The sequence below is a fragment of the Bacillus sp. 5B6 genome (assembly GCF_000259405.1).
Taxonomy (GTDB): Bacteria; Bacillota; Bacilli; order Bacillales; family Bacillaceae; genus Bacillus; species Bacillus velezensis.
In genome coordinates this window covers 3,853,207-3,876,599 of sequence record NZ_AJST01000001.1, presented here as the reverse complement: position 1 = coordinate 3,876,599, position 23,393 = coordinate 3,853,207, and the positions used below count along the sequence as shown (strand labels likewise).

The following is a 23,393-nucleotide window of genomic DNA, read 5'->3' as shown; positions in this document are numbered from 1 at the left end:
CAAAACGTCGAAACCTCGAATAGAATCATATGAGATTCCATCCGAAATTCCCCATTGTTTAGTCCCGTATGTGCTCAGGCAACGAGTCGGTGCATTCGTTTCATAAATAACTGTATCATAACCCATTATTGACAGGGACACAAAATCTATACAAACAAATTACACGCGGCGACGTTTTGGTGGACGGCATCCATTATGAGGAACAGGAGTTACGTCTCTGATAGCTGTAACTTCAAGCCCGGCAGCTTGTAAAGCACGGATTGCAGCTTCACGGCCAGAACCTGGTCCTTTAACAGTTACTTCAAGAGTTTTAAGTCCGTGTTCGATTGAACCTTTAGCAGCTGTTTCAGCAGCCATTTGCGCAGCAAAAGGAGTAGATTTACGAGAACCTCTGAATCCTAGAGCTCCGGCACTTGACCAAGAAATAGCATTACCATGAGTATCAGTGATCGTAACGATCGTGTTGTTGAAAGTTGAACGAATATGAGCGATTCCTGACTCAATATTCTTTTTCACGCGACGTTTACGCGTGTTTTGTTTACGAGCAGCAGCCATTGTTTAGGTACCTCCCTTACTTATTTTTTCTTGTTAGCTACAGTACGACGCGGACCTTTACGAGTACGCGCATTGTTTTTAGAGTTTTGTCCGCGAACAGGCAAACCTCTGCGATGGCGGATTCCGCGGTAGCTTCCGATTTCGATCAGACGCTTGATGTTAAGAGAAACTTCACGGCGAAGGTCACCTTCTACTTTCAGTTTGTCAATAACATCACGGATTTTACCAAGTTCTTCTTCAGTAAGATCACGCACACGAGTATCTTCAGAAACACCAGCCTCTTTCAAGACTTGCTGAGCCGTTGTGCGGCCAATTCCGAAGACATATGTTAAAGAAATAACAACACGTTTGTCACGTGGGATATCTACACCAGCAATACGAGCCATTCTCTGGGCACCTCCTTATTAATTATCCTTGTTTTTGTTTATGCTTTGGATTTTCACAGATCACCATTACTTTTCCTTTTCTGCGAATAACTTTACATTTTTCGCAGATTGGTTTAACTGATGGTCTCACTTTCATGTGTTTCCAACCTCCTTCAGTTTCCGGAGTGCTTTATTTGTAACGGTACGTAATCCTGCCACGAGTTAAGTCATATGGAGATAATTCTACCGTAACTTTGTCTCCAGGTAAAATGCGAATGAAGTGCATGCGGATTTTACCAGATACGTGAGCCAAAACCGTATGGCCATTTTCGAGTTCAACTTTGAACATCGCGTTTGGCAGTGTTTCGACAATCGTACCTTCCACTTCAATTACATCGTCTTTCGCCATTCAAGTGTTCTCCCTTCTTCAAATCAGTAACTTGCTCTCTGACAAATTTCAAAAGAGAAAATCTCAGTTATCCGTTTGTCACACGCCCTGTTTCGTTTATACTGTTCTGAACTTCCGGAGATACGCAATCATAAAGGGTGAATGATTGATATTCTTTTTCTAAGGAGAATGAAATGTACGCTTTCTCCGTCTGCTTTAGTACACGATGATGAATCTTCATTCCGATGACAGCAGCTAGCCGGTTTTTCTTCCGACCAATTGTAAACCTACAATCTGCCCAGGTGCGGAATGAAAAACATGTGTCAAGGAATTCATTTCATCATCTAGACTTTTGTCAGTATATCAAAACCCGTTTCCGTAATCGCAATCGTATGTTCAAAATGAGCACACTTTTTCCCATCTACCGTTACAACCGTCCAGTTGTCAGCCAATGTTTTCACATACCGGCTGCCAGCGTTAACCATCGGTTCTATAGCGAGAACCATACCAGGCTTCAGCCTAGGTCCTTTGTTTGGCGGACCGTAATGAGGAATTTGCGGATCCTCATGCAAGTCTTGACCAACACCATGTCCGACATACTCCCTAACAACTGAAAACTGCTCATTTTCGACATACGTTTGTATTGCGTGGGAAATATTCGACAAACGTTCACCTGGTTTTGCTTCCTTCAAGCCTTTATATAAAGACTCCTCTGTTACTTCCAGCAGTCGTTTATCATCATCACTGATGTTTCCTACCGGATATGTCCAAGCAGAGTCACCATGATAACCATTTAATTTAGCACCGATATCAATGCTGATAATGTCACCGTCACGCAAAACCCTTTTACCGGGTATTCCGTGAACGAGTTCTTCATTAACTGATACACAGATGCTCCCGCGAAACCCATTATACCCCTTAAAAGATGGGATTGCACCCTGCTTCTCAATAAAACGTTCGGCAATTTGATCCAATTCTTTTGTCGAGATTCCTGGTTTAATGTGCTTTTTCATCTCTTCATGAGTCAAAGCCACGATTCGCCCTGCTTCCCGCATGATGCCAAGCTCACGAGGGGTCTTACAGATAATCATTTGCTCAATCCTCCAAGAAGCTCTTTCACATCTTTGTACACGTCGTTAATGTCCTGCTGGCCATTGACGTTGACAAGATACCCTTTCTCAGAATAAAAATCGAGTAAAGGCTGAGTCTGCTTCATGTTGACCTCAAGCCGTTTTGAGACGGTTTCCTCATTATCATCTGCCCGTTGATAAAGGTCTCCTCCGTCTTTATCACAAACACCCGGCGTTTTTGGCGGATTGAAAACCAAATGGTAGGTTGTGCCGCAAACACTGCAAATTCTGCGTCCAGTCAAACGTTCCATTAAAGAGTCTTTGTCTACTTTAATGTTAATGACATAATCAATCGGCTTGCCGTATTCCTCAAGAATGTTTTCAAGAGCTTCAGCCTGAGCGACTGTTCGCGGAAATCCGTCCAGAAGAAAACCTCTTTCACAATCATCTTTGCCGAGTCTTTCTTTGACAATGCCGATTGTGACTTCGTCCGGTACGAGCTCGCCTTTATCAATATAAGACTTTGCTTCGAGTCCGAGTGGTGTTTCTTCTTTCATAGCAGCACGGAACATATCTCCCGTTGAGATATGAGGTATCCCATAATCCTCAACAATTCGTTCTCCCTGTGTGCCTTTACCGGCTCCAGGAAGTCCCATTAAGACTAAGTTCATTCGGATTTCCCCCGTCCTCTCTTATTTAGAGGAATGGTTAAAACCAGTCCTCTAATTTTTCATAAATCCTCGGTAATTACGTTTCACTAACTGGCTCTCCAGCTGCTTCATTGTCTCCAAGGCTACCCCGACGACAATTAACAATGATGTTCCGCCAATCTGTGCACTTTGAGGCAATCCAGCGAATTGAATGAAAAAGATAGGAAGAATGGAAATCACGGCTAAGAATATAGAACCCACAAACGTAAGTCGATACAAAATGCTCGTAATTCTATCTTGAGTCATTTTCCCTGGACGAACCCCCGGGATATAGCCACCCTGTTTTTTAAGGTTATCAGCCATTTGTTCAGGGTTTACCTGCACAAAAGCATAGAAGTACGTAAAGGCGATAATTAATGCGACATAAACCGCCATGCCCACCGGATGTGTATTGTCAAAGTTGGCTTGAATCCACTTTGTCACATTGTTTTCTCCGAAAAATGACGCGATAGTACGCGGCGTAATAAGAAACGCAACCGCAAAGATTACCGGAATAACCCCTGCCGGATTCACTTTAAGCGGAAGGTGAGTTGACTGGCCTCCGCCAACAGGTGAACGACCTTGCCCTTTTGCATATTGAATCGCGATTTTGCGTACGGCCTGCTGAATGAAAATAACACCAACAATAACGGCCAAAATCGCAATCACCAGTAAGGCGATTTTTACAATATGAATAAACAGCTGATCGCTGCTGCCGACAAATTGAGTCTCATAAATCTGCCCAACAGTTTTCGGAATACTAGCCACAATCCCCGCGAAGATGATGATCGAAATTCCGTTACCTACTCCATTGGAAGTAATTTGTTCTCCCAGCCACATTAAAAAAGCAGTTCCTCCAGTGAGTACTAAAGCAATAATCAGATATGTCGATATGCCGGATTTCTCAATCAGCATACCGTTTGCCAGGTTGTTAAACCCGTAAGACATACCTAATGCCTGGATAAAACCAAGCACAATCGTAAAATATCTCGTGAACTGAGCTAATTTACGGCGGCCGACTTCACCTTGCTTAGACCACTCGGTAAACTTCGGCACAACATCCATCTGAAGCAGCTGAATGATGATTGAAGCAGTGATGTAAGGCGTAATTCCCATCGCAAAAATGGAGAACTGATAAAGCGCACCGCCGCCAAATGTATTAAGGAGATCAAAAACCCCCATCGAACTTTGTGTCTGCAACGCCTGAGCATTTACATATGGCACAGGGATAAACGCACCTATGCGAAAGACGATAAGCATGAGTAATGTAAAAATGATTTTATTCCGAATATCACTCACACGCATAAAGTTGGAGATTGTCTTAAACAAGTTAGATCACCTCAGCTGTACCGCCAGCAGCTTCAACAGCTTCTTTCGCAGAAGCAGAGAATTTATTGGCTTTTACAGTTAATTTTTTCTCTAATTTACCGTTGCCAAGAATCTTTACTCCTGCATTAAGTTTGCTAATAACACCAGTCTCAAGAAGAAGTTCAGGAGTGACTTCCGTTCCTTCCGCAAAACCGTTCAATTTGTCTACGTTCACAATAGCGTATTCCTTACGGTTGATGTTTGTAAAACCGCGTTTAGGAAGACGTTGGAATAAAGGCATTTGTCCCCCCTCGAATCCAGGGCGTACACCGCCGCCAGAACGAGCGTTTTGACCTTTGTGACCTTTACCAGCTGTTTTACCGTTACCAGAACCAATACCACGACCTACGCGATTGCGTACTTTACGTGAACCTTCTGAAGGCTTTAATTCATGAAGTTTCATTAGGACACCTCCTTAGCCTATAATTTATTTTTATTGTTCTTTAACAGAAACTAGATGAGATACTTTATTAATCATACCGCGGATCGCAGCGTTATCTTCATGAACGACAGTTTGGTTTGTTTTCTTTAAACCAAGTGTTCTTACAGTAACGCGCTGATCTTCCGGGCGACCGATTACACTGCGTTTGAGGGTAATTTCTAATTTAGCCATTAATGTTCCCTCCTTATCCTAACAGTTCTTCTACAGATTTTCCACGAAGCTTCGCAACCTCTTCGGCACGTTTAAGCTCACTTAAACCTTGAAGTGTTGCACGGATCATGTTGATCGGTGTGTTAGAACCTAGAGACTTAGAAAGGATATCAGCAACGCCAGCAAGCTCAAGTACCGCACGTACAGGGCCTCCAGCGATAACTCCAGTACCTTCAGAAGCAGGTTTCAACAAGATATTGCCTGCACCGAAACGTCCGATGATTTCGTGTGGAATCGTAGTTCCAACCATTGGTACTTCAATCAAATTCTTTTTCGCATCTTCAACAGCTTTGCGGATTGCTTCAGGTACTTCTTGTGCTTTACCAGTACCGAAACCTACGTGACCGTTTTTGTCACCGACAACGACTAGAGCTGCGAAACGGAAACGACGACCACCTTTAACAACTTTCGCTACGCGGTTAACCGTAACTAAGCGTTCTTCTAACTCTAATTTGCTTGGGTCAATACGACGCATAATCATGTGTCCCTCCTTTTTTTATTAAAATTTCAGTCCGGCTTCACGAGCTGCATCGGCCAGAGCTTTTACACGTCCATGGTATAAGTATCCGCCGCGGTCAAATACTACGTCAGAAACACCTTTCTCAGAAGCGCGTTTCGCAACGAGTTCACCGACTTTAGCAGCAGCAGCGCTGTCACCAGTGCTTTCCACGTTCAAATCTTTATCGAGTGTAGAGGCACTAGCAAGTGTAACGCCATTTACATCATCGATGATTTGAGCATAAATGTGTTTGTTTGAACGGAACACATTCAGACGAGGTCTTTCAGCTGTGCCTGAAAGTTTAGCACGAACACGGGCATGTCTTTTTTGACGAGCAGCATTTTTGCTAGTTTTCGTAATCATCCTTAGGTCACTCCTTTCTTCACTTTAAGCGGTCTTACTTAGCAGATTTACCTTCTTTACGGCGAACAACTTCACCTTCGTAGCGGATTCCTTTACCTTTGTAAGGCTCTGGAGAACGTACAGCGCGGATGTTAGCAGCGATAGCTCCTACACGCTCTTTGTCTGTACCTTTTACAACTACTTTAGTTTGAGAAGGAACTTCGATTTCGATGCCCTCTTCAGGAACGATCTCAACAGGGTGAGAGTATCCAACGTTTAAAACAAGTTTGTTTCCGGATTTAGCCGCACGATAACCGACACCGACTAATTCCAAACCTCTTTCAAATCCTTTAGATACGCCTTCAACCATGTTTCCAAGCAGACTGCGAGTCGTACCATGCAGCGCACGGTGCTCTTTGTGATCAGAAGGACGAGTAACTGTAAGCACGTTGTCCTCAATTTTGATTTCCATATCAGGATGGAAAGTACGAGTTAATTCTCCTTTTGGTCCTTTTACAGCTACAGTGTTGCCTTCGTTCAGCGTTACTGTAACTCCAGAAGGGATCTCAAGCAGTTTTTTTCCTACACGAGACATACTAAAACACCTCCATTCTTGTTAAACTTCTTACCAAACGTATGCTAGAACTTCTCCACCAGCTTGTTTTGCACGGGCTTCTTTGTCCGTTAAAACACCTTGTGATGTAGAAATAATCGCGATTCCAAGACCGTTAAGTACGCGAGGTACTTCATTTGATTTAGCGTATACACGCAAACCTGGTTTGCTGATTCTTTTAAGACCAGTGATAACGCGCTCGTTGTTTTGTCCGTATTTCAAGAAAACGCGGATGATACCTTGTTTGCTGTCTTCTACGAACTCAACGTCACGAATGAAACCTTCACGCTTTAAAATGTCAGCAATTTCTCTTTTCAATTTAGAAGCAGGAATTTCAAGCTTCTCATGACGTACCATGTTTGCATTGCGAATACGAGTCAGCATATCTGCAATTGGATCTGTCATAACCATTATATAATTACCTCCTTCCCATTCTTGGGGATTACCAGCTGGCTTTTTTCACGCCAGGAATTTGTCCTTTATATGCAAGCTCACGGAAACAAATACGGCAAAGTTTAAATTTACGAATGACTGAGTGCGGACGTCCGCAGCGTTCACAGCGAGTGTACTCTTGCACTTTAAACTTTGGTGTACGTTGTTGTTTCGCAATCATTGACTTTTTAGCCACGATTTCGCCTCCCTTTCATTGATTATTTCTGGAACGGCATACCTACTTGAGTTAATAGCTCACGAGCCTCTTCGTCAGAGTTAGCAGTCGTTACGATAACGATGTCCATTCCGCGAACCTTTGTTACTTTATCGTAGTCAATTTCAGGGAAGATTAACTGTTCTTTGATACCAAGAGTGTAGTTTCCGCGACCGTCGAAAGATTTCTTAGAAATCCCGCGGAAGTCACGTACACGCGGTAAAGATACAGAAATAAGTTTATCAAGGAAATCATACATGCGCTCTCCGCGAAGAGTTACTTTCGCACCGATAGGCATTCCCTCACGAAGACGGAATCCAGCAATTGATTTCTTCGCACGAGTAACGACAGGTTTTTGACCTGCGATAAACGTTAATTCTTCAACAGCACTGTCGATTGCTTTCGCGTTTTGAACAGCATCACCAACACCCATGTTGATTACGATTTTTTCGATTTTTGGCACCTGCATAACAGAGTCGTAGTTGAACTTCGTCATTAAAGCAGGTGAAATTTCTTTATTGTACTTTTCTTTAAGGCGGTTCATGAGATAGACCTCCCTTCCTTTAAATACTATTTATCTAAGACTTGCCCAGATTTTTTTGCAACACGAACTTTTTTGCCATCTTCCACTTTGTATCCTACGCGAGTCACTTCACCTGTTTTAGGATCGAGCGGCATAACGTTTGATACATGAATTGGCGCCTCTTGATTAGAAATACCGCCTTGAGGGTTTGCTTGAGTTGGTTTAGAGTGCTTCTTCACCATGTTTACGCCCTCAACTAGAACGCGGTCCTTTTTAGGGAAAGCAGCAAGGATCGTACCTTGTTTGCCTTTATCTTTACCAGAGATAACCATTACTTTATCGCCTTTTTTCACATGCATCCTGATCGCACCTCCTTGAGTAAGGCATTTATTTCATTAGATAACTTCTGGAGCCAGAGAAACAATTTTCATGAAGTTGTTTTCACGTAATTCGCGGGCAACCGGTCCGAAGATACGAGTTCCACGCGGGCTCTTGTCGTCACGGATGATAACACATGCATTCTCATCGAAGCTGATGTATGATCCGTCAGTTCTGCGTGCTCCGCTTTTTGTGCGAACGATAACAGCTCTTACGACTTCACCTTTTTTGACAACGCCTCCTGGTGTTGCTTGTTTAACCGTGCAAACAATTACATCACCAATGTTAGCCGTTTTACGTCCAGAACCGCCAAGAACTTTAATAGTAAGTACCTCACGCGCACCGGAGTTGTCAGCAACTTTTAAACGAGTCTCTTGTTGAATCATTATTTGTTACCTCCCTTCGGAAAAAGAATTCCGAACTTTATTAGATAATAACAGCTTCTTCGACAACTTCTACTAGACGAAAACGCTTAGTTGCAGATAATGGACGAGTTTCCATGATCTTTACGATGTCTCCGATTTTAGCTTGGTTATTTTCATCATGTGCTTTGAATTTCTTCGAGTATTTTACGCGTTTACCGTAAATAGGATCCTTTTTGTATGTTTCAACAACAACAGTGATGGTTTTATCCATTTTGTCAGAAACAACACGGCCTTGGTAAACTTTGCGTTGGTTACGTTCGCTCATGCTCACGACCTCCCCTCAGTGATTATTTATTGGCAGCAATTTCTCTTTCACGAATCACAGTTTTCATGCGCGCGATAGCTTTGCGCACTTCACGAATGCGAGCAGTATTTTCAAGTTGTCCTGTCGCTAATTGAAAGCGAAGATTGAAAAGTTCTTCTTTAAGAGACTTTACTTTTTGTTCAATTTCAGCAGTGGTAAGGTCACGAATTTCATTAGCTTTCATTTGATTCACCACCAATTTCTTCACGTTTTACGAACTTCGTTTTAATTGGCAATTTGTGAGATGCAAGGCGAAGAGCTTCACGAGCTACCTCTTCAGACACACCAGAAATTTCAAATAAAACTTTGCCCGGTTTTACAACAGCTACCCAGCCTTCAGGAGCCCCTTTACCGGAACCCATCCGTACCTCAAGCGGCTTAGCAGTGTAAGGTTTTGAAGGGAAAATTTTAATCCAAACTTTACCGCCACGTTTCATGTAACGAGTCATCGCAATACGTGCAGCTTCGATTTGGCGGTTCGTGATCCAAGAAGCTTCAAGAGCCTGGATACCGTACTCACCAAAATGTACTTCAGTACCGCCTTTAGCGCGACCGCGCATTTTTCCGCGATGCTCTCTGCGATATTTAACGCGTTTTGGTAATAACATATTATTTTCCTCCTTCCTCAGTTTTCTTCTTAGTAGGAAGAACCTCTCCACGATAGATCCAGACTTTTACACCAAGCTTACCGTAAGTTGTGTCAGCTTCAGATGTTGCATAGTCGATGTCAGCACGTAAAGTGTGCAATGGAACAGTTCCTTCACTGTAGTATTCAGAACGAGCAATGTCAGCTCCGCCAAGACGGCCGGAAACCATTGTTTTCACACCTTGTGCTCCAGCACGCATAGTGCGTTGGATTTGTTGTTTCTGCGCACGGCGGAAAGAAATACGGTTTTCTAGTTGACGAGCGATGTTGTCAGCTACAAGCTGTGCATCAAGATCTGCTCTTTTGATTTCAAGAATGTTAATGTGTACACGCTTGCCAGTAAGGCTGTTAAGGGCTTTACGAAGTGCTTCAACTTCAGATCCGCCTTTACCGATTACCATACCAGGCTTAGCAGTGTGGATCGTAATGTTAACGCGGTTTGCTGCGCGCTCGATTTCTACTTTAGAAACAGAAGCGTCAGAAAGGCGTTTGCTAATGAATTCACGAATTTTTAAATCTTCGTGCAGGAAGTCAGCGTAATCTTTACCAGCGTACCACTTAGATTCCCAATCACGAATGACTCCGATACGAAGACCGACTGGATTTACCTTTTGACCCACTACTTATCCCTCCTTCTTTTCTGATACAACGATTGTAATGTGGCTCGTACGTTTGTTGATTTGGCTCGCACGTCCCATAGCACGCGGGCGGAATCTTTTTAACGTTGGGCCTTCGTCAACAAATGCCTGAGAAATAACCAGATTGTTAGCGCCCATCTCGTAGTTGTGCTCAGCATTTGCGATAGCAGATTTTAAAACTTTTTCGATGATCGGAGAAGCAGCTCTCGGAGTTAAGTTAAGGATAGATACTGCTTCGCCTACTTGCTTACCTCGAATCAGGTCCATTACTAGACGTGCTTTACGAGGAGCAATACGGACTGTTCTTGCAACAGCTTTAGCTTGCATTTAAAAGCCTCCTCTCTTAGCGTCTTGTTTTTTTATCGTCACTGGCGTGGCCTTTGTAAGTACGAGTCGGTGCGAATTCGCCCAACTTGTGGCCTACCATGTCTTCAGAAATGAATACAGGCACGTGTTTACGTCCGTCATATACTGCGATAGTGTGACCGATAAATTGTGGGAAAATAGTTGAACGGCGAGACCAAGTTTTTACAACTTGTTTCTTGTCCGTTTCATTTAATTTCTCGATTTTTGTCATCAAGTGTCCATCGACAAATGGTCCTTTTTTCAAGCTGCGAGCCATTTTGGAACCTCCCTTCGTGATTGCACTACGGTCCGAAATGAACCGTAGACAACCCCGTTATTTATTTTTACGACGACGTACGATAAATTTATCAGATTTGTTCTTTTTCTTACGTGTCTTGAATCCAAGAGTCGGTTTGCCCCAAGGAGACATTGGTGATTTACGTCCGATTGGCGCGCGACCTTCACCACCACCGTGCGGGTGATCGTTAGGGTTCATTACAGAACCGCGGACTGTAGGGCGGATGCCTTTCCAGCGAGAGCGTCCTGCTTTACCAACGTTGATAAGTTCGTGCTGCTCGTTACCTACTTGACCGATAGAAGCGCGGCAAGCAGAAAGGATCATGCGAACTTCACCAGAGTTAAGACGTACAAGAACGTATTTGCCTTCTTTACCAAGAACCTGAGCAGATGTACCAGCTGAACGTACAAGCTGTCCGCCTTTACCAGGTTTTAATTCAATGTTATGCACAACTGTACCAACAGGGATGTTGATAAGCGGAAGTGCGTTACCTACTTTGATGTCAGCTTCAGGGCCGGACATGATTTCAGTACCTACTTGAATTCCTTTTGGTGCAAGAATGTAACGTTTTTCTCCGTCTACATAGTTGATTAGTGCAATGTTAGCTGAACGGTTTGGATCGTACTCAACTGTAGCAACGCGTCCAGGTATACCATCTTTATCGCGTTTGAAGTCGATAACACGGTATTGGCGTTTGTGTCCGCCACCTTGGTGACGTACAGTCAATTTACCTTGGTTGTTACGTCCGCCTTTTTTGTGAAGGGGCGCAAGCAAGGATTTTTCCGGCTGGTCAGTCGTGATTTCAGCAAAATCTGAAGTTGTCATGCCACGACGTCCGTTAGAGGTCGGTTTATACTTTTTAATCGCCATTTTGAATTTCCCTCCTTCTTTTTACAGATAATTAAGCTTCAAAAATTTCGATTTCTTTGCTGTCTGCAGTAAGTTTTACGATCGCTTTTCTGCGACGGCTAGTCATACCAGTGTAGCGGCCGACACGTTTTGATTTCCCTTTGTAGTTCATGATGTTGACTTTGTCAACTTTCACTCCAAAGATACTTTCAACTGCATCTTTCACTTCTGTTTTGTTAGCTCTTACATCAACTTCAAAAGTATATTTTTTTTCAGTCATTAAATCAGCAGAACGTTCAGTAATGACGGGGCGCTTAAGAACATCACGAGGATCTTTCATTATGCAAGCACCTCCTCTACTTTTTCAACCGCAGCTTTTGTAATCAGAAGCTTCTCGTGGTTGACAACGTCTAACACGTTGATTCCGTTAGCTTGAACAACTGTAACTCCAGGGATGTTGCGTGCAGAAAGAGATACTGCTTCGTTTGCATCCGCAGTTACGATTAAAGCTTTTTTCTCAACAGATAATCCTTTAAGGATAGCTGCCATTTCTTTTGTTTTAACCGTATCAAGAGTAAGATCTTCAAGAACAATAATGTTGTTGTCGTTCACTTTAGAAGACAATACTGATTTGATTGCCAAGCGGCGAACTTTTTTAGGTAATTTGTAAGAATAGCTGCGTGGTGTTGGGCCGAATACGACACCACCTCCGCGCCATTGCGGTGAACGGATTGAACCTTGACGGGCACGACCTGTACCTTTTTGACGCCATGGTTTGCGACCTCCGCCGCGTACTTCAGAACGATTTTTTACTTTGTGAGATCCTTGACGTAAGGAAGCTCTTTGCATAAGAATAGCGTCGAATACTACGCTCTCATTTGGCTCAATTCCAAATACAGACGCGTTTAATTCGATATCACCAGCAGTAGAACCGTTTTGGTTGTATAATGCTACTTTTGGCATGATCAATTTCCTCCTTTCCTAAGAGACTTATTTAGATTTAACAGCACTTTTAACAGTGATTAAAGTTTTTCTCGCACCAGGTACGTTACCTTTAATCAAAAGAAGATTGCGCTCAGCATCTACTTTTACGATTTCAAGGTTTTGGACAGTGATTTGATCTCCGCCCATGCGTCCAGGTAATAGTTTACCTTTGAATACACGGTTAGGATCTACAGGTCCCATTGAACCAGGACGACGGTGGTAGCGTGACCCGTGAGACATAGGTCCGCGAGATTGTCCGTGACGCTTGATTGCACCTTGGAAACCTTTACCTTTAGATACTCCTGTTACATCTACGATTTCTCCTGCAGAGAAAATTTCAACCTTGACTTCCTGACCAATTTCATACGCATCCATATCCACGCCGCGTAATTCTTTAACGAAGCGCTTAGGAGCAGTTTCCGCTTTTGCAACGTGTCCTTTTTCCGGTTTGTTTGAAAGCTTTTCACGCTTATCGTCAAAACCAAGCTGGATCGCTTCATAGCCATCGTTTTCAGCTGTTTTCTTTTGAAGAACAACGTTTGGAGCTGCTTCAATAACAGTTACCGGGATAAGATCACCGTTCTCTGCGAATACTTGCGTCATACCAATTTTTCTTCCTAAGATTCCTTTGGTCATTCGTCACACCTCCTATTAAGATCATTCTATATTTTAGAATTAAAGTTTGATTTCGATATCGACACCAGATGGTAAGTCTAATCGCATGAGAGCATCAACAGTTTGTGGTGTTGGGTTCACAATGTCGATTAAACGTTTATGTGTACGCATTTCAAATTGCTCACGAGAATCTTTGTATTTGTGCACCGCACGAAGGATTGTGTAAACTGATTTTTCAGTTGGCAACGGAATCGGACCAGATACGCTGGCACCAGAACGTTTTGCCGTTTCAACAATCTTCTCTGCAGATTGATCAAGGATTCTATGATCATATGCTTTTAAACGAATACGAATTTTTTGTTTTGCCATTATTTTCCCTCCTTTTCGCCTACATCACGTTAGACAGTTCTCCGTGAGAAAAACCTGATCACCTTGCCATGGCAAAGCGGCCGGGTGTGTCAGCAACCTCTCACTTCATCGCAGTCAAAGACCAACATACACTATTATACAGAAAATAGACGCATGTTGCAAGGTTTATTTAAAGAACCTTGTGGTTTTCACACTTTGATTATTATACAGGTGATACCATGATTAATCAAGGATATGCCTGTTTTCTTTCAGAGATGGAACGATGCGAACCGGCTGACAACTTCGGCAAAGCGATCCGGCTCTTCCAAGTGAGGCGAATGGGCTGAGTTCTCAAACCAATGCCATTCTTTATACGGCGCATCAACCTTCTGATAATATTCATAAGACGTCGTCCCCGGGACCGTCAAATCGTATCTCCCTGACATAAAACAGCACGGTATTATAATAGAAGAAACTGATTCCCCGGCATCAAAGAAAATGAGATCCTCCCACAGGTGTTTCAGGCTGAACATTTGTCCCCGCGCGGCTAAGAAGCTCCCTCTCACACCGTACGGTTCACCAAACAGCATTCGCCCCCCTGCTTTAAGAGCACCGATCGGATGATGGGTAAAGCCCCCTCCCCTCATCTCGATACAAAGCAGAAATAACGATCGCTGCAACTGTTTCTCCCATGGAGGCGCTCCGATAAAGCGCAGCGTCTTTTCCAGCAGGAAATGTTTGCGTTGCCTGCTCCATTCCATCATCAGCCGGTAAGCTTCCATTTCTTCCTTTTGAATATTAACCACCTGACTGATACCGATATACGCATAATACAAATCAGGTCTCTCTTGAAGAACATCAAGCGCCAGAACTGACCCCCACGAATAGCCGGCGATATATATTTTTTGCCTGCTGAATTGCTTGCATAAGCGTTCGGTCAAATGAATGGTATCGGCTGTCAGCTGATCCAAAGTCATAGATGAACCCGGAATTTCCTTTGAATAAGAGAGACCCGCCCCTCTCTGATCCCAGTTCACAACGGTGAAATGCTTTTCCAGCTTATTCTGGTATTTTCTCGCATAGCCGATTTGAGGCGTGCCGGGACCGCCGTGCAAAAACAAAAGCAGCGGATTACTCCTGTCATCACCATTAATCATAACGGTTTGTTCACTGCCATTAATCAGCAATTGCTGAAGCATTGAAATACGATTGGTTTTCTTGAAGTTATCGTCCATCGGTCTGCTCCTAAAATTTGTATACGTTCTATTATACATGGAATCAGCGGGGAAACAAAAAAACGAGGCCCCATAAGGGACCCCGCATTAATGAACGAGTCGATTACTCAGTGATTGTAGAAACAACGCCTGAACCAACTGTACGTCCGCCTTCACGAATAGAGAAACGAGTTCCTTCTTCGATAGCGATTGTAGAGATAAGTTCAACGATCATTTCAGTGTTATCTCCAGGCATAACCATTTCTACGCCTTCTGGAAGATTGATGATACCAGTTACGTCAGTTGTACGGAAGTAGAACTGAGGACGGTAGTTAGAGAAGAATGGAGTATGACGTCCACCCTCTTCTTTAGAAAGAACGTAAACTTCAGCTTTGAATTTGCTGTGTGGAGTGATTGTACCTGGTTTAGCAAGTACTTGTCCACGTTGGATATCTTCACGAGCTACACCGCGAAGAAGTGCACCGATGTTGTCTCCAGCTTCAGCGTAGTCAAGAAGCTTACGGAACATTTCAACACCTGTAACAGTTGTTTTGCTGTTTTCTTCTTGAAGACCGATGATTTCAACTTCGTCACCGACTTTAACTTGTCCGCGTTCTACACGGCCAGTAGCAACTGTACCACGACCAGTGATTGAGAATACGTCCTCAACTGGCATCATGAATGGTTTGTCAGTGTCGCGTTCTGGAGTTGGGATGTACTCATCAACTGCAGCCATAAGTTCAAGAATTTTTTCTTCGTACTCAGCGTCACCTTCAAGAGCTTTAAGAGCAGAACCTTTAACAACTGGTACATCATCACCAGGGAAGTCGTATTCGCTAAGAAGATCGCGAACTTCCATTTCAACAAGCTCAAGAAGCTCTTCGTCGTCTACCATGTCGCATTTGTTAAGGAATACTACGATGTATGGTACACCAACGTTTTTAGAAAGAAGGATGTGCTCACGAGTTTGTGGCATTGGGCCATCAGCAGCAGATACTACAAGGATAGCTCCGTCCATTTGCGCAGCACCAGTGATCATGTTTTTAACATAGTCAGCGTGTCCTGGGCAGTCAACGTGTGCATAGTGACGAGTGTCAGTTTCGTACTCAACGTGTGCAGTAGAGATTGTGATACCGCGCTCACGTTCTTCTGGAGCACCATCAATTTGATCGTACGCCATAGCTGTACCTTTACCAGATTTCTTATGAAGTACTGTTGAGATAGCAGCAGTTAATGTTGTTTTACCATGGTCAACGTGTCCAATTGTACCGATATTGGCATGTGATTTGGAACGGTCGAATTTTTCTTTAGCCATTCTAAAATCCTCCTTAAGAGCTTTTAATTAGTAATGTATAGAGTGATAGAAAGTGAAAGCAAGCTCTCACTTCCTCATCTTACAATAGTAGTTATACTTGAGTTAAGTGGCAAAATCAATTATTCGCCTTTATTTTTTTTGATAATTTCTTCAGCGATGCTCTTCGGCACTTCTTCGTAGTGATCCATGAACATTGTGAACGTACCGCGTCCTTGCGTGTTAGAACGAAGGGCAGTAGCGTAACCGAACATTTCAGCAAGAGGTACCATCGCACGCACAACTTGAGCGTTACCGCGAGCTTCCATACCTTCTACGCGTCCGCGACGAGAAGTAACATCACCCATGATGTCTCCCATGTATTCTTCAGGAATAACAACTTCAACTTTCATGATTGGTTCAAGAAGAACTGGGTTACATTTGCTGACTGCATTTTTCAATGCCATAGAAGCAGCGACTTTAAACGCCATTTCGTTTGAGTCAACATCATGGTAAGATCCATCAAAAAGTTTCGCCTTGATGTCGATTAGCGGGAATCCGGCTAGGACACCATTTTCAAGAGAGTCTTCAAGACCTGCTTGTACGGCTGGGATGTATTCACGAGGAACAACACCACCGACGATTGCGTTTTCGAATTCAAAGCCAGCGCCTTCTTCGTTCGGTTCAAATTCGATCCAAACGTGACCGAACTGACCGCGTCCGCCTGATTGACGTACGAATTTACCTTCAACTTTTGCACCGGTACGGAATGTCTCACGGTACGCAACTTGAGGAGCACCAACGTTAGCTTCAACTTTGAACTCACGCTTCATACGATCAACAATGATATCAAGGTGAAGCTCACCCATACCAGAGATGATTGTTTGACCCGTTTCAGGGTTTGTTTGTGTACGGAATGTAGGATCTTCTTCAGCAAGTTTCGCTAAAGCGATACCCATTTTATCTTGGTCAGCTTTTGATTTAGGCTCAATCGCTACGTCGATAACAGGCTCTGGGAATTCCATTGATTCAAGGATTACAAGATCCTTCTCATCACATAGAGTATCTCCAGTAGAAGTATCTTTTAGACCTACAGCAGCTGCGATGTCTCCAGCGTAAACAGTAGAGATCTCTTCACGGCTGTTAGCGTGCATTTGAAGGATACGTCCTACGCGCTCACGCTTGCCTTTTGTAGAGTTCTTTACATATGAACCGGAATCAAGTGTACCGGAATATACGCGGAAGAATGTCAGCTTACCGACATAAGGGTCAGTCATAACTTTAAATGCAAGTGCAGAGAATGGCTCTTCATCAGAAGAATGACGAACGATCTCTTCATCTGTATCAGGACGTACACCTTTGATTGCAGCAACATCAGTTGGCGCAGGAAGGTAGTCAAGAACAGCATCAAGTACAAGCTGAACACCTTTGTTTTTGAAAGCAGAACCAACAAGTACAGGGTAGAATTCAACATTCAGTGTACCTTTACGGATAGCAGCTTTCAGTTCAGGGATAGTGATTTCTTCACCTTCAAGGTACTTTTCCATAAGCTCTTCATCAAGCTCAGCTACAGCTTCAATCAGGCTGCTGCGAAGCTCTTCAGCTTGTTCTTTGTACTCTTCAGGGATTTCTTTCGCATCTGAACGAGTTCCAAGGTCATCTTCGTAGAAATACGCAACGTTTTCTACTAAGTCGATGATACCTTCGAAGTTGTCTTCAGCGCCGATCGGCAATTGAATTGCGTGAGCGTTAGCTTGAAGACGGTCTCTTAAAGTGCCTACAGAGTAAAGGAAGTCTGCGCCGATTTTGTCCATTTTGTTGACAAATACAACACGCGGTACTCCGTAAGTTGTTGCTTGGCGCCATACTGTTTCTGTCTGAGGCTCAACACCTGATTGAGCATCAAGTACGGCAACCGCACCATCAAGTACACGGAGTGAACGTTCAACTTCAACTGTGAAGTCTACGTGTCCCGGTGTATCGATGATGTTTACACGGTAACCTTTCCACTGTGCAGTCGTTGCTGCAGAAGTGATTGTGATACCGCGTTCTTGTTCCTGCTCCATCCAGTCCATTTGCGAAGCACCTTCGTGAGTTTCGCCAATTTTGTGGATACGGCCTGTGTAGAACAAGATCCGTTCTGTAGTAGTCGTTTTACCGGCATCGATGTGAGCCATGATCCCGATATTACGAGTTTTTTCTAAGGAGAACTCTCTTGCCATTGGGTAATTTCTCCTTCCTTATTAGGGAATTATTATTTTGATTATATGAATCCTACCAGCGGTAGTGTGCAAATGCTTTGTTCGCTTCTGCCATCTTGTGAGTGTCTTCACGTTTCTTAACGGCAGCACCAGTGTTGTTAGCTGCATCAAGAATTTCGTTAGCCAGGCGCTCTTCCATTGTTTTTTCTCCGCGAAGACGCGCATAGTTAACCAACCAGCGAAGACCAAGAGTTGTACGGCGTTCAGGACGAACTTCTACAGGCACTTGGTAGTTAGCTCCACCTACACGGCGTGCTTTTACTTCAAGTACAGGCATGATGTTTTTCAATGCTTGTTCGAAAACCTCCATTGCATCATTGCCAGTGCGTTCTTTAATGATATCGAATGACTTGTATAGGATTGTTTGAGATTTACCTTTTTTACCGTCGATCATCATTTTGTTGATCAGGCGGGATACCAGCTTAGAGTTGTAAAGCGGATCAGGTAAAACATCTCTTTTTGCTACAGGACCTTTACGTGGCATCTGAATATCCTCCCTTCATAGTTTTAATGATTTATTTGATTACTTTGCTTTAGGACGTTTCGTACCGTATTTAGAACGGCCTTGCGCACGGTTTTCAACTCCGGCAGTATCAAGCGCGCCACGAACGATGTGGTAGCGTACCCCCGGTAAGTCTTTTACACGTCCGCCGCGGATCAGTACAACGCTGTGCTCTTGCAGGTTGTGACCGATACCAGGAATGTAGGCAGTAACCTCGATTCCGTTAGTCAAACGAACACGAGCATATTTACGAAGTGCTGAGTTCGGTTTTTTCGGTGTCATTGTACCCACACGAGTACATACCCCGCGTTTTTGTGGAGAAGATACGTTAGTGTGCTCTTTTTTAAAGCTGTTGTATCCTTTGTTTAGTGCAGGTGACTTAGAGTTTTCAACTTTACTCACGCGTCCCTTGCGAATTAGCTGATTAATTGTAGGCATGTTGTGTTCCTCCCTTCATTACGTTTTATAACCCACATACCCAGGTGGTTCATCATTAGGCAAAAAACAATGTCTTTACACAAGAATGATATCTTATATAAAAACAAAAAGTACGCTATAACATAATGGCAACAGCTGCTGCTCCCACTTCAATTCCGCAGGCTTTGCCGAGCTTTTTCATGGAATCCACCATACAGACAGCGGTATTTTGGTTCTTTGCAAGCTGGATAACGCCAGCCGTAAGAACTGAATCCGCGTCTTTTGCCACGACGACTTCCTTCACTGAACCTCGTTTTAGAGCTTTCACTGTTTGCTTCGTACCAATAATAATTGATTTGGCCTGTGATACTTTATCATAAGACATAAACATATCCTCCAAAGTAACAGGTTTTATTTCGAGCACCTTGGTTATATTATCACTCTGCGGGACGGATGTCAACAACGTATGACATTTTTTAGTGCAGTCCCCCGCCAGAATAATTGTAATACTGAGGAAAAGCTGTCGAAACAGCCTTTCCTGCAGCAGTTTCTATTATTCAGCCGGAACCATATCTTCCGAAGGCTGAACGTTTGAAACAGGTTTTACTTTTCTGTAATTCATCATACCGGTACCGGCCGGAACCAGTTTACCGATGATAACATTCTCTTTCAAGCCGAGAAGTTCATCGCGCTTGCCTTTAATCGCAGCATCTGTAAGAACACGTGTTGTTTCTTGGAATGATGCGGCAGACAAGAATGAATCCGTCTCGAGTGAAGCTTTTGTGATACCGAGAAGGACAGGGCGGCCTGTAGCAGGTCGATTGCCTTCAAGCAGCACTTTTTTGTTCGCTTCTGTGAATTGGTGAATATCAAGCAATGTGCCAGGGAGAACATCAGTATCTCCGGCATCGATCACACGGACTTTGCGAAGCATCTGGCGAACCATTACTTCTACGTGTTTATCGCCGATTTCAACCCCCTGCATACGGTAAACCTTCTGAACCTCATGCAGAAGATATTCCTGAACCGTTGTCAGGTCAGTGACTTTAAGAAGTTCTTTCGGATCGATAGAACCTTCTGTCAGCACTTGACCGCGGGTAATCTGATCACCCTCAGCCACTTTCAGGCGTGAGTTGTAAGGTGCCGTGTATGAACGTGTCTCAACAGCGCCCTGAACAACAATCTCCTGCTGTTTGTCGCGGACTTCATTGATTTCGGCAATTGTACCGTCAATCTCAGAAATCGTCGCTTGGCCTTTCGGATTACGCGCTTCGAAAAGCTCTTGGATACGCGGAAGACCTTGTGTGATATCGTCTCCGGCAACCCCGCCTGTGTGGAACGTACGCATTGTTAACTGTGTTCCAGGCTCACCGATAGATTGAGCGGCGATAATACCTACTGCTTCGCCGACTTCAACATCAGTTCCGGTTGCAAGGTTACGTCCGTAGCATCGTTTACATACACCATGAGGAGTGTTACATGTGAACGCGGAACGGATCCACACTTCTTCGATTCCGGCTTCAACGATTTCCAGCGCTTTATCTTCATCGATCAATTCATTTTCGTTAATGAGCACAGCACCCGTTTCAGGATGTTTGATCTGTTTTCTGGCGAAACGTCCGATCAGACGCTCTTCCAGACGCTCGATGATTTCCGTGCCTTCTTTGAGCGGTTTTGCAAGAATACCGCGGTCTGTTCCGCAATCTGTTTCACGAATGATAACATCCTGCGCAACATCAACAAGACGGCGTGTAAGGTAACCTGAGTCAGCTGTTTTCAGGGCGGTATCGGCAAGACCTTTACGCGCACCGTGAGTGGAGATAAAGTACTCCAATACTGTCAGACCTTCACGGAAACTTGATTTAATCGGCAATTCAATGATTCGTCCAGCCGGGTTGGCCATCAGACCGCGCATACCCGCAAGCTGTGTAAAGTTAGATGCGTTACCACGGGCTCCTGAGTCACTCATCATGTAGATCGGGTTGACTTCGTCTAATGATTTCATCAGTTTGCCTTGGATAACATCTTTCGCTGAACTCCAAATTGAAATGACTCTTTCATAACGTTCTTCTTCGGTGATTAAACCGCGTCTGAACTGTTTCAGGACATTATCAACTTTGCTTTGTGCTTCTTCAAGGATTTCCTGTTTATCATCGAGAACGACGATATCAGAAACCCCTACTGTGATGCCGGCTTTCGTTGAATATCTGAAACCGAGGTTTTTCATGCGGTCAAGCATTTTAGACGTTTCCGTGATATGGAATCGTTTAAAGATTTCCGCGATGATTTTACCGAGAATGCCTTTTTTAAACGGTGCGTTGATCGGCTGCTCAGCAATCACAGCTTTTACGTCAGCACCTTTATCTAAGAAGAAACGGTCAGGTGTCTTCTCTTCAATGTTGCTCTTCGTTGGTTCATTCATGTAAGGGAATGATTCCGGAAGAATTTCATTGAAGACGAGCTTACCGACAGTTGTAATTAACAATTTTGAACGCTGTTCTTCAGTAAATGTCACATTCTTAAGGGAGTTCGCTGCAACAGCTACTCTCGTATGAAGGTGAACATAACCGTTTTGATAAGCAAGAAGCGCTTCGTCCGTATTTTTGAAAACCATACCCTCGCCGACTGCTCCTGCGCGCTCAAGCGTCAGGTAGTAGTTTCCTAATACCATATCCTGAGACGGCGTAACAACCGGTTTACCATCTTTAGGGTTCAAGATGTTTTGGGCCGCAAGCATCAGAATGCGCGCCTCAGCTTGAGCCTCAGCTGATAAAGGTACGTGAACCGCCATTTGGTCACCGTCAAAGTCAGCGTTATAAGCTGTACATACTAACGGGTGAAGACGGATGGCGCGTCCTTCAACAAGCGTCGGTTCGAAAGCCTGGATACCTAATCTGTGAAGAGTAGGGGCACGGTTCAGTAAGACCGGATGCTCCTTAATGACAGATTCAAGTACATCCCAAACTTCAGGCTGCACGCGTTCGATTTTGCGTTTTGCGCTCTTGATATTGTGAGCAAGGCCTTTTTCAACAAGCTCTTTCATGACGAAAGGCTTGAAGAGCTCAAGCGCCATTTCCTTCGGCAAACCGCACTGATACATTTTCAGATGCGGACCTACGACGATAACGGAACGTCCTGAGTAGTCTACACGTTTACCGAGAAGGTTCTGACGGAAACGCCCTTGTTTCCCTTTCAGCATGTGAGAAAGAGATTTAAGCGGACGGTTACCCGGTCCGGTAACCGGACGGCCGCGGCGTCCGTTGTCAATCAGAGCATCGACTGCTTCCTGAAGCGTACGTTTTTCGTTCTGAACGATGATGCTTGGCGCGCCGAGGTCTAACAGACGTTTTAAACGGTTATTACGGTTGATGACACGACGGTAAAGGTCGTTCAGGTCAGACGTTGCGAAACGTCCGCCGTCAAGCTGAACCATCGGTCTTAATTCAGGCGGAATAACCGGAAGCACGTCGAGGATCATCCAAGACGGCTTGTTTCCTGAATTACGGAAGGCTTCAAGCACTTCAAGGCGTTTGATCGCACGTGTACGGCGCTGTCCCTGAGAAGTCTTCAGCTCTTCTTTTAACATATCAACTTCTTTGACAAGGTCGATGTCCTGCAGAAGTTTATTAATGGCTTCCGCACCCATAGAGGCTTGGAATTTGTTTCCGTACTTATCCAGATACGCACGGTATTCCTTTTCAGATAAAAGCTGTTTCTTTTCGAGCGGTGTATTGGCCGGGTCAGTTACGACGTAAGAAGCAAAGTAAATAACTTCTTCCAGCGCACGCGGTGACATATCCAATACAAGACCCATACGGCTCGGAATACCTTTGAAATACCAAATGTGAGAAACCGGGGCAGCCAGTTCAATATGCCCCATTCTCTCACGACGGACTTTAGCCCGCGTTACTTCAACTCCGCAACGGTCACAAACTACGCCTTTATAACGAACCCGCTTGTACTTGCCGCAATGACATTCCCAGTCCTTAGTCGGTCCGAAAATGCGTTCGCAGAACAGGCCGTCCTTTTCAGGTTTCAATGTACGATAGTTTATCGTTTCAGGCTTTTTCACTTCACCAAAAGACCATGAACGGATTTTATCCGGTGAAGCAAGACCGATGTTCATATACTCAAAATTGTTCACATCTAGCAAGGGGCCTACCTCCCT

Annotated in this window: 35 protein-coding genes and 1 pseudogene; all 36 read right to left on the bottom strand. The window is 44.1% G+C overall.

The window, feature by feature from the left end; all coding sequences use genetic code 11:
- Positions 1-159 precede the first annotated feature (159 nt).
- The gene (rpsK, locus tag MY7_RS18740; RefSeq protein WP_003156547.1) at positions 160-555 is read right to left on the bottom strand and encodes a 30S ribosomal protein S11; all 396 of its coding nucleotides are present in this window, start codon (positions 553-555) and stop codon (positions 160-162) included.
- 20 nt (positions 556-575) lie between these two features.
- Positions 576-941, bottom strand: a complete 366-nt coding sequence (rpsM, locus tag MY7_RS18735; RefSeq protein ID WP_003156545.1) for a 30S ribosomal protein S13 — start codon at positions 939-941, stop codon at positions 576-578.
- 22 nt (positions 942-963) lie between these two features.
- Positions 964-1,077, bottom strand: coding sequence for a 50S ribosomal protein L36 (rpmJ, locus tag MY7_RS18730; RefSeq protein ID WP_003156543.1), 114 nt, complete (start codon positions 1,075-1,077; stop codon positions 964-966).
- Between the two features lie 33 nt (positions 1,078-1,110).
- Entirely contained in the window at positions 1,111-1,329 is a 219-nt protein-coding gene (gene infA / locus MY7_RS18725) for a translation initiation factor IF-1 (RefSeq protein WP_003156508.1), read from the bottom strand.
- Positions 1,307-1,588, bottom strand: a pseudogene (locus MY7_RS19980) (KOW domain-containing RNA-binding protein). The gene infA and the pseudogene MY7_RS19980 overlap by 23 nt, the downstream one beginning before the upstream one ends.
- A 64-nt stretch (positions 1,589-1,652) precedes the next feature.
- Positions 1,653-2,399 carry a type I methionyl aminopeptidase gene (map, locus tag MY7_RS18720; RefSeq protein ID WP_007410408.1) on the bottom strand — a complete coding sequence of 249 codons (747 nt, stop codon included), beginning with the start codon at positions 2,397-2,399 and terminating at the stop codon, positions 1,653-1,655.
- The gene (locus MY7_RS18715) at positions 2,396-3,049 is read right to left on the bottom strand and encodes an adenylate kinase (RefSeq protein ID WP_007410407.1); all 654 of its coding nucleotides are present in this window, start codon (positions 3,047-3,049) and stop codon (positions 2,396-2,398) included. Before MY7_RS18715 ends, map begins: the two co-directional genes overlap by 4 nt.
- Before the next feature lie 51 nt (positions 3,050-3,100).
- On the bottom strand, positions 3,101-4,396 hold the full coding sequence (gene secY, locus MY7_RS18710) for a preprotein translocase subunit SecY (RefSeq protein WP_007615246.1): 1,296 nt from the start codon (positions 4,394-4,396) through the stop codon (positions 3,101-3,103).
- A gap of 1 nt (position 4,397) precedes the next feature.
- Positions 4,398-4,838, bottom strand: a complete 441-nt coding sequence (gene rplO / locus MY7_RS18705; protein WP_003156499.1) for a 50S ribosomal protein L15 — start codon at positions 4,836-4,838, stop codon at positions 4,398-4,400.
- A gap of 30 nt (positions 4,839-4,868) precedes the next feature.
- Positions 4,869-5,048: a 50S ribosomal protein L30 gene (gene rpmD / locus MY7_RS18700; protein ID WP_003156497.1), complete on the bottom strand. Its 180-nt coding sequence runs from the start codon at positions 5,046-5,048 to the stop codon at positions 4,869-4,871.
- Positions 5,049-5,061: 13 nt separating this feature from the next.
- Positions 5,062-5,562 carry a 30S ribosomal protein S5 gene (gene rpsE / locus MY7_RS18695; RefSeq protein ID WP_003156493.1) on the bottom strand — a complete coding sequence of 167 codons (501 nt, stop codon included), beginning with the start codon at positions 5,560-5,562 and terminating at the stop codon, positions 5,062-5,064.
- A gap of 24 nt (positions 5,563-5,586) precedes the next feature.
- Positions 5,587-5,949, bottom strand: coding sequence for a 50S ribosomal protein L18 (rplR, locus tag MY7_RS18690; protein ID WP_003156492.1), 363 nt, complete (start codon positions 5,947-5,949; stop codon positions 5,587-5,589).
- A gap of 34 nt (positions 5,950-5,983) precedes the next feature.
- Entirely contained in the window at positions 5,984-6,523 is a 540-nt protein-coding gene (rplF, locus tag MY7_RS18685) for a 50S ribosomal protein L6 (protein ID WP_003156490.1), read from the bottom strand.
- A 30-nt stretch (positions 6,524-6,553) separates the two neighbouring features.
- On the bottom strand, positions 6,554-6,952 hold the full coding sequence (rpsH, locus tag MY7_RS18680; protein WP_003156489.1) for a 30S ribosomal protein S8: 399 nt from the start codon (positions 6,950-6,952) through the stop codon (positions 6,554-6,556).
- 31 nt (positions 6,953-6,983) lie between these two features.
- Positions 6,984-7,169 (bottom strand): 30S ribosomal protein S14, encoded by a 186-nt coding sequence (rpsN, locus tag MY7_RS19465; RefSeq protein WP_003156488.1) that lies wholly within the window; start codon positions 7,167-7,169, stop codon positions 6,984-6,986.
- A 22-nt stretch (positions 7,170-7,191) separates the two neighbouring features.
- Entirely contained in the window at positions 7,192-7,731 is a 540-nt protein-coding gene (gene rplE, locus MY7_RS18675) for a 50S ribosomal protein L5 (RefSeq protein ID WP_003156487.1), read from the bottom strand.
- A gap of 26 nt (positions 7,732-7,757) precedes the next feature.
- On the bottom strand, positions 7,758-8,069 hold the full coding sequence (gene rplX / locus MY7_RS18670; RefSeq protein WP_003156486.1) for a 50S ribosomal protein L24: 312 nt from the start codon (positions 8,067-8,069) through the stop codon (positions 7,758-7,760).
- A gap of 36 nt (positions 8,070-8,105) precedes the next feature.
- A complete protein-coding gene (gene rplN, locus MY7_RS18665; protein ID WP_007410404.1) occupies positions 8,106-8,474 on the bottom strand; it encodes a 50S ribosomal protein L14 in 369 nt (122 codons plus the stop codon).
- Positions 8,475-8,514: 40 nt separating this feature from the next.
- Positions 8,515-8,778, bottom strand: a complete 264-nt coding sequence (gene rpsQ, locus MY7_RS18660) for a 30S ribosomal protein S17 (RefSeq protein WP_003156484.1) — start codon at positions 8,776-8,778, stop codon at positions 8,515-8,517.
- A 22-nt stretch (positions 8,779-8,800) separates the two neighbouring features.
- Positions 8,801-9,001 (bottom strand): 50S ribosomal protein L29, encoded by a 201-nt coding sequence (gene rpmC, locus MY7_RS18655; RefSeq protein WP_003156482.1) that lies wholly within the window; start codon positions 8,999-9,001, stop codon positions 8,801-8,803.
- Positions 8,991-9,425, bottom strand: coding sequence for a 50S ribosomal protein L16 (gene rplP, locus MY7_RS18650; protein ID WP_003156478.1), 435 nt, complete (start codon positions 9,423-9,425; stop codon positions 8,991-8,993). The genes rpmC and rplP overlap by 11 nt, the downstream gene beginning before the upstream one ends.
- Before the next feature lies 1 nt (position 9,426).
- The gene (gene rpsC, locus MY7_RS18645; protein WP_003156476.1) at positions 9,427-10,083 is read right to left on the bottom strand and encodes a 30S ribosomal protein S3; all 657 of its coding nucleotides are present in this window, start codon (positions 10,081-10,083) and stop codon (positions 9,427-9,429) included.
- A gap of 3 nt (positions 10,084-10,086) precedes the next feature.
- The gene (gene rplV / locus MY7_RS18640) at positions 10,087-10,428 is read right to left on the bottom strand and encodes a 50S ribosomal protein L22 (RefSeq protein WP_007615240.1); all 342 of its coding nucleotides are present in this window, start codon (positions 10,426-10,428) and stop codon (positions 10,087-10,089) included.
- Between the two features lie 16 nt (positions 10,429-10,444).
- Complete coding sequence (rpsS, locus tag MY7_RS18635) at positions 10,445-10,723, bottom strand: 30S ribosomal protein S19 (RefSeq protein ID WP_003156472.1); 279 nt, start codon at positions 10,721-10,723, stop codon at positions 10,445-10,447.
- 57 nt (positions 10,724-10,780) lie between these two features.
- Entirely contained in the window at positions 10,781-11,614 is an 834-nt protein-coding gene (rplB, locus tag MY7_RS18630; RefSeq protein ID WP_003156470.1) for a 50S ribosomal protein L2, read from the bottom strand.
- A gap of 31 nt (positions 11,615-11,645) precedes the next feature.
- Positions 11,646-11,933, bottom strand: a complete 288-nt coding sequence (gene rplW, locus MY7_RS18625; RefSeq protein WP_003156467.1) for a 50S ribosomal protein L23 — start codon at positions 11,931-11,933, stop codon at positions 11,646-11,648.
- Positions 11,933-12,556, bottom strand: a complete 624-nt coding sequence (gene rplD, locus MY7_RS18620) for a 50S ribosomal protein L4 (RefSeq protein ID WP_007615239.1) — start codon at positions 12,554-12,556, stop codon at positions 11,933-11,935. The genes rplW and rplD overlap by 1 nt, the downstream gene beginning before the upstream one ends.
- A 27-nt stretch (positions 12,557-12,583) precedes the next feature.
- Complete coding sequence (gene rplC, locus MY7_RS18615; RefSeq protein ID WP_007410402.1) at positions 12,584-13,213, bottom strand: 50S ribosomal protein L3; 630 nt, start codon at positions 13,211-13,213, stop codon at positions 12,584-12,586.
- A 39-nt stretch (positions 13,214-13,252) separates the two neighbouring features.
- Positions 13,253-13,561, bottom strand: a complete 309-nt coding sequence (gene rpsJ, locus MY7_RS18610) for a 30S ribosomal protein S10 (RefSeq protein ID WP_003156464.1) — start codon at positions 13,559-13,561, stop codon at positions 13,253-13,255.
- Between the two features lie 248 nt (positions 13,562-13,809).
- Positions 13,810-14,775, bottom strand: a complete 966-nt coding sequence (locus MY7_RS18605) for an alpha/beta fold hydrolase (RefSeq protein WP_007615238.1) — start codon at positions 14,773-14,775, stop codon at positions 13,810-13,812.
- A gap of 103 nt (positions 14,776-14,878) precedes the next feature.
- Positions 14,879-16,069, bottom strand: a complete 1,191-nt coding sequence (gene tuf / locus MY7_RS18600; protein ID WP_007410400.1) for an elongation factor Tu — start codon at positions 16,067-16,069, stop codon at positions 14,879-14,881.
- Between the two features lie 119 nt (positions 16,070-16,188).
- Positions 16,189-18,267: an elongation factor G gene (gene fusA / locus MY7_RS18595; RefSeq protein WP_007410399.1), complete on the bottom strand. Its 2,079-nt coding sequence runs from the start codon at positions 18,265-18,267 to the stop codon at positions 16,189-16,191.
- A gap of 52 nt (positions 18,268-18,319) precedes the next feature.
- Positions 18,320-18,790, bottom strand: a complete 471-nt coding sequence (gene rpsG / locus MY7_RS18590; protein ID WP_003156447.1) for a 30S ribosomal protein S7 — start codon at positions 18,788-18,790, stop codon at positions 18,320-18,322.
- 39 nt (positions 18,791-18,829) lie between these two features.
- A complete protein-coding gene (gene rpsL, locus MY7_RS18585) occupies positions 18,830-19,246 on the bottom strand; it encodes a 30S ribosomal protein S12 (protein WP_003156445.1) in 417 nt (138 codons plus the stop codon).
- Between the two features lie 115 nt (positions 19,247-19,361).
- Positions 19,362-19,610, bottom strand: coding sequence for a 50S ribosomal protein L7ae-like protein (locus MY7_RS18580; protein ID WP_003156443.1), 249 nt, complete (start codon positions 19,608-19,610; stop codon positions 19,362-19,364).
- 168 nt (positions 19,611-19,778) lie between these two features.
- Positions 19,779-23,378, bottom strand: coding sequence for a DNA-directed RNA polymerase subunit beta' (rpoC, locus tag MY7_RS18575; RefSeq protein WP_033897830.1), 3,600 nt, complete (start codon positions 23,376-23,378; stop codon positions 19,779-19,781).
- Between the last annotated feature and the right edge of the window lie 15 nt (positions 23,379-23,393).

Excerpts from the sequence above, each read along its gene's own strand:
- rpsK (WP_003156547.1), bottom strand. The coding sequence starts at position 555 with ATGGCTGCTGCTCGTAAACAAAACACGCGTAAACGTCGCGTGAAAAAG.
- rpsM (WP_003156545.1), bottom strand. The coding sequence starts at position 941 with ATGGCTCGTATTGCTGGTGTAGATATCCCACGTGACAAACGTGTTGTT.
- rpmJ (WP_003156543.1), bottom strand. The coding sequence starts at position 1,077 with ATGAAAGTGAGACCATCAGTTAAACCAATCTGCGAAAAATGTAAAGTT.
- infA (WP_003156508.1), bottom strand. The coding sequence starts at position 1,329 with ATGGCGAAAGACGATGTAATTGAAGTGGAAGGTACGATTGTCGAAACA.
- map (WP_007410408.1), bottom strand. The coding sequence starts at position 2,399 with ATGATTATCTGTAAGACCCCTCGTGAGCTTGGCATCATGCGGGAAGCA.
- MY7_RS18715 (WP_007410407.1), bottom strand. The coding sequence starts at position 3,049 with ATGAACTTAGTCTTAATGGGACTTCCTGGAGCCGGTAAAGGCACACAG.
- rplO (WP_003156499.1), bottom strand. The coding sequence starts at position 4,838 with ATGAAACTTCATGAATTAAAGCCTTCAGAAGGTTCACGTAAAGTACGC.
- rpmD (WP_003156497.1), bottom strand. The coding sequence starts at position 5,048 with ATGGCTAAATTAGAAATTACCCTCAAACGCAGTGTAATCGGTCGCCCG.
- rpsE (WP_003156493.1), bottom strand. The coding sequence starts at position 5,562 with ATGCGTCGTATTGACCCAAGCAAATTAGAGTTAGAAGAACGCTTAGTT.
- rplR (WP_003156492.1), bottom strand. The coding sequence starts at position 5,949 with ATGATTACGAAAACTAGCAAAAATGCTGCTCGTCAAAAAAGACATGCC.
- rplF (WP_003156490.1), bottom strand. The coding sequence starts at position 6,523 with ATGTCTCGTGTAGGAAAAAAACTGCTTGAGATCCCTTCTGGAGTTACA.
- rpsH (WP_003156489.1), bottom strand. The coding sequence starts at position 6,952 with ATGGTTATGACAGATCCAATTGCAGATATGCTGACTCGTATTCGCAAT.
- rplE (WP_003156487.1), bottom strand. The coding sequence starts at position 7,731 with ATGAACCGCCTTAAAGAAAAGTACAATAAAGAAATTTCACCTGCTTTA.
- rplX (WP_003156486.1), bottom strand. The coding sequence starts at position 8,069 with ATGCATGTGAAAAAAGGCGATAAAGTAATGGTTATCTCTGGTAAAGAT.
- rplN (WP_007410404.1), bottom strand. The coding sequence starts at position 8,474 with ATGATTCAACAAGAGACTCGTTTAAAAGTTGCTGACAACTCCGGTGCG.
- rpsQ (WP_003156484.1), bottom strand. The coding sequence starts at position 8,778 with ATGAGCGAACGTAACCAACGCAAAGTTTACCAAGGCCGTGTTGTTTCT.
- rpmC (WP_003156482.1), bottom strand. The coding sequence starts at position 9,001 with ATGAAAGCTAATGAAATTCGTGACCTTACCACTGCTGAAATTGAACAA.
- rplP (WP_003156478.1), bottom strand. The coding sequence starts at position 9,425 with ATGTTATTACCAAAACGCGTTAAATATCGCAGAGAGCATCGCGGAAAA.
- rplV (WP_007615240.1), bottom strand. The coding sequence starts at position 10,428 with ATGCAAGCTAAAGCTGTTGCAAGAACAGTCCGTATTGCTCCTCGTAAA.
- rpsS (WP_003156472.1), bottom strand. The coding sequence starts at position 10,723 with ATGGCTCGCAGCTTGAAAAAAGGACCATTTGTCGATGGACACTTGATG.
- rplB (WP_003156470.1), bottom strand. The coding sequence starts at position 11,614 with ATGGCGATTAAAAAGTATAAACCGACCTCTAACGGACGTCGTGGCATG.
- rplW (WP_003156467.1), bottom strand. The coding sequence starts at position 11,933 with ATGAAAGATCCTCGTGATGTTCTTAAGCGCCCCGTCATTACTGAACGT.
- rplD (WP_007615239.1), bottom strand. The coding sequence starts at position 12,556 with ATGCCAAAAGTAGCATTATACAACCAAAACGGTTCTACTGCTGGTGAT.
- rplC (WP_007410402.1), bottom strand. The coding sequence starts at position 13,213 with ATGACCAAAGGAATCTTAGGAAGAAAAATTGGTATGACGCAAGTATTC.
- rpsJ (WP_003156464.1), bottom strand. The coding sequence starts at position 13,561 with ATGGCAAAACAAAAAATTCGTATTCGTTTAAAAGCATATGATCATAGA.
- MY7_RS18605 (WP_007615238.1), bottom strand. The coding sequence starts at position 14,775 with ATGGACGATAACTTCAAGAAAACCAATCGTATTTCAATGCTTCAGCAA.
- tuf (WP_007410400.1), bottom strand. The coding sequence starts at position 16,069 with ATGGCTAAAGAAAAATTCGACCGTTCCAAATCACATGCCAATATCGGT.
- fusA (WP_007410399.1), bottom strand. The coding sequence starts at position 18,267 with ATGGCAAGAGAGTTCTCCTTAGAAAAAACTCGTAATATCGGGATCATG.
- rpsG (WP_003156447.1), bottom strand. The coding sequence starts at position 18,790 with ATGCCACGTAAAGGTCCTGTAGCAAAAAGAGATGTTTTACCTGATCCG.
- rpsL (WP_003156445.1), bottom strand. The coding sequence starts at position 19,246 with ATGCCTACAATTAATCAGCTAATTCGCAAGGGACGCGTGAGTAAAGTT.
- MY7_RS18580 (WP_003156443.1), bottom strand. The coding sequence starts at position 19,610 with ATGTCTTATGATAAAGTATCACAGGCCAAATCAATTATTATTGGTACG.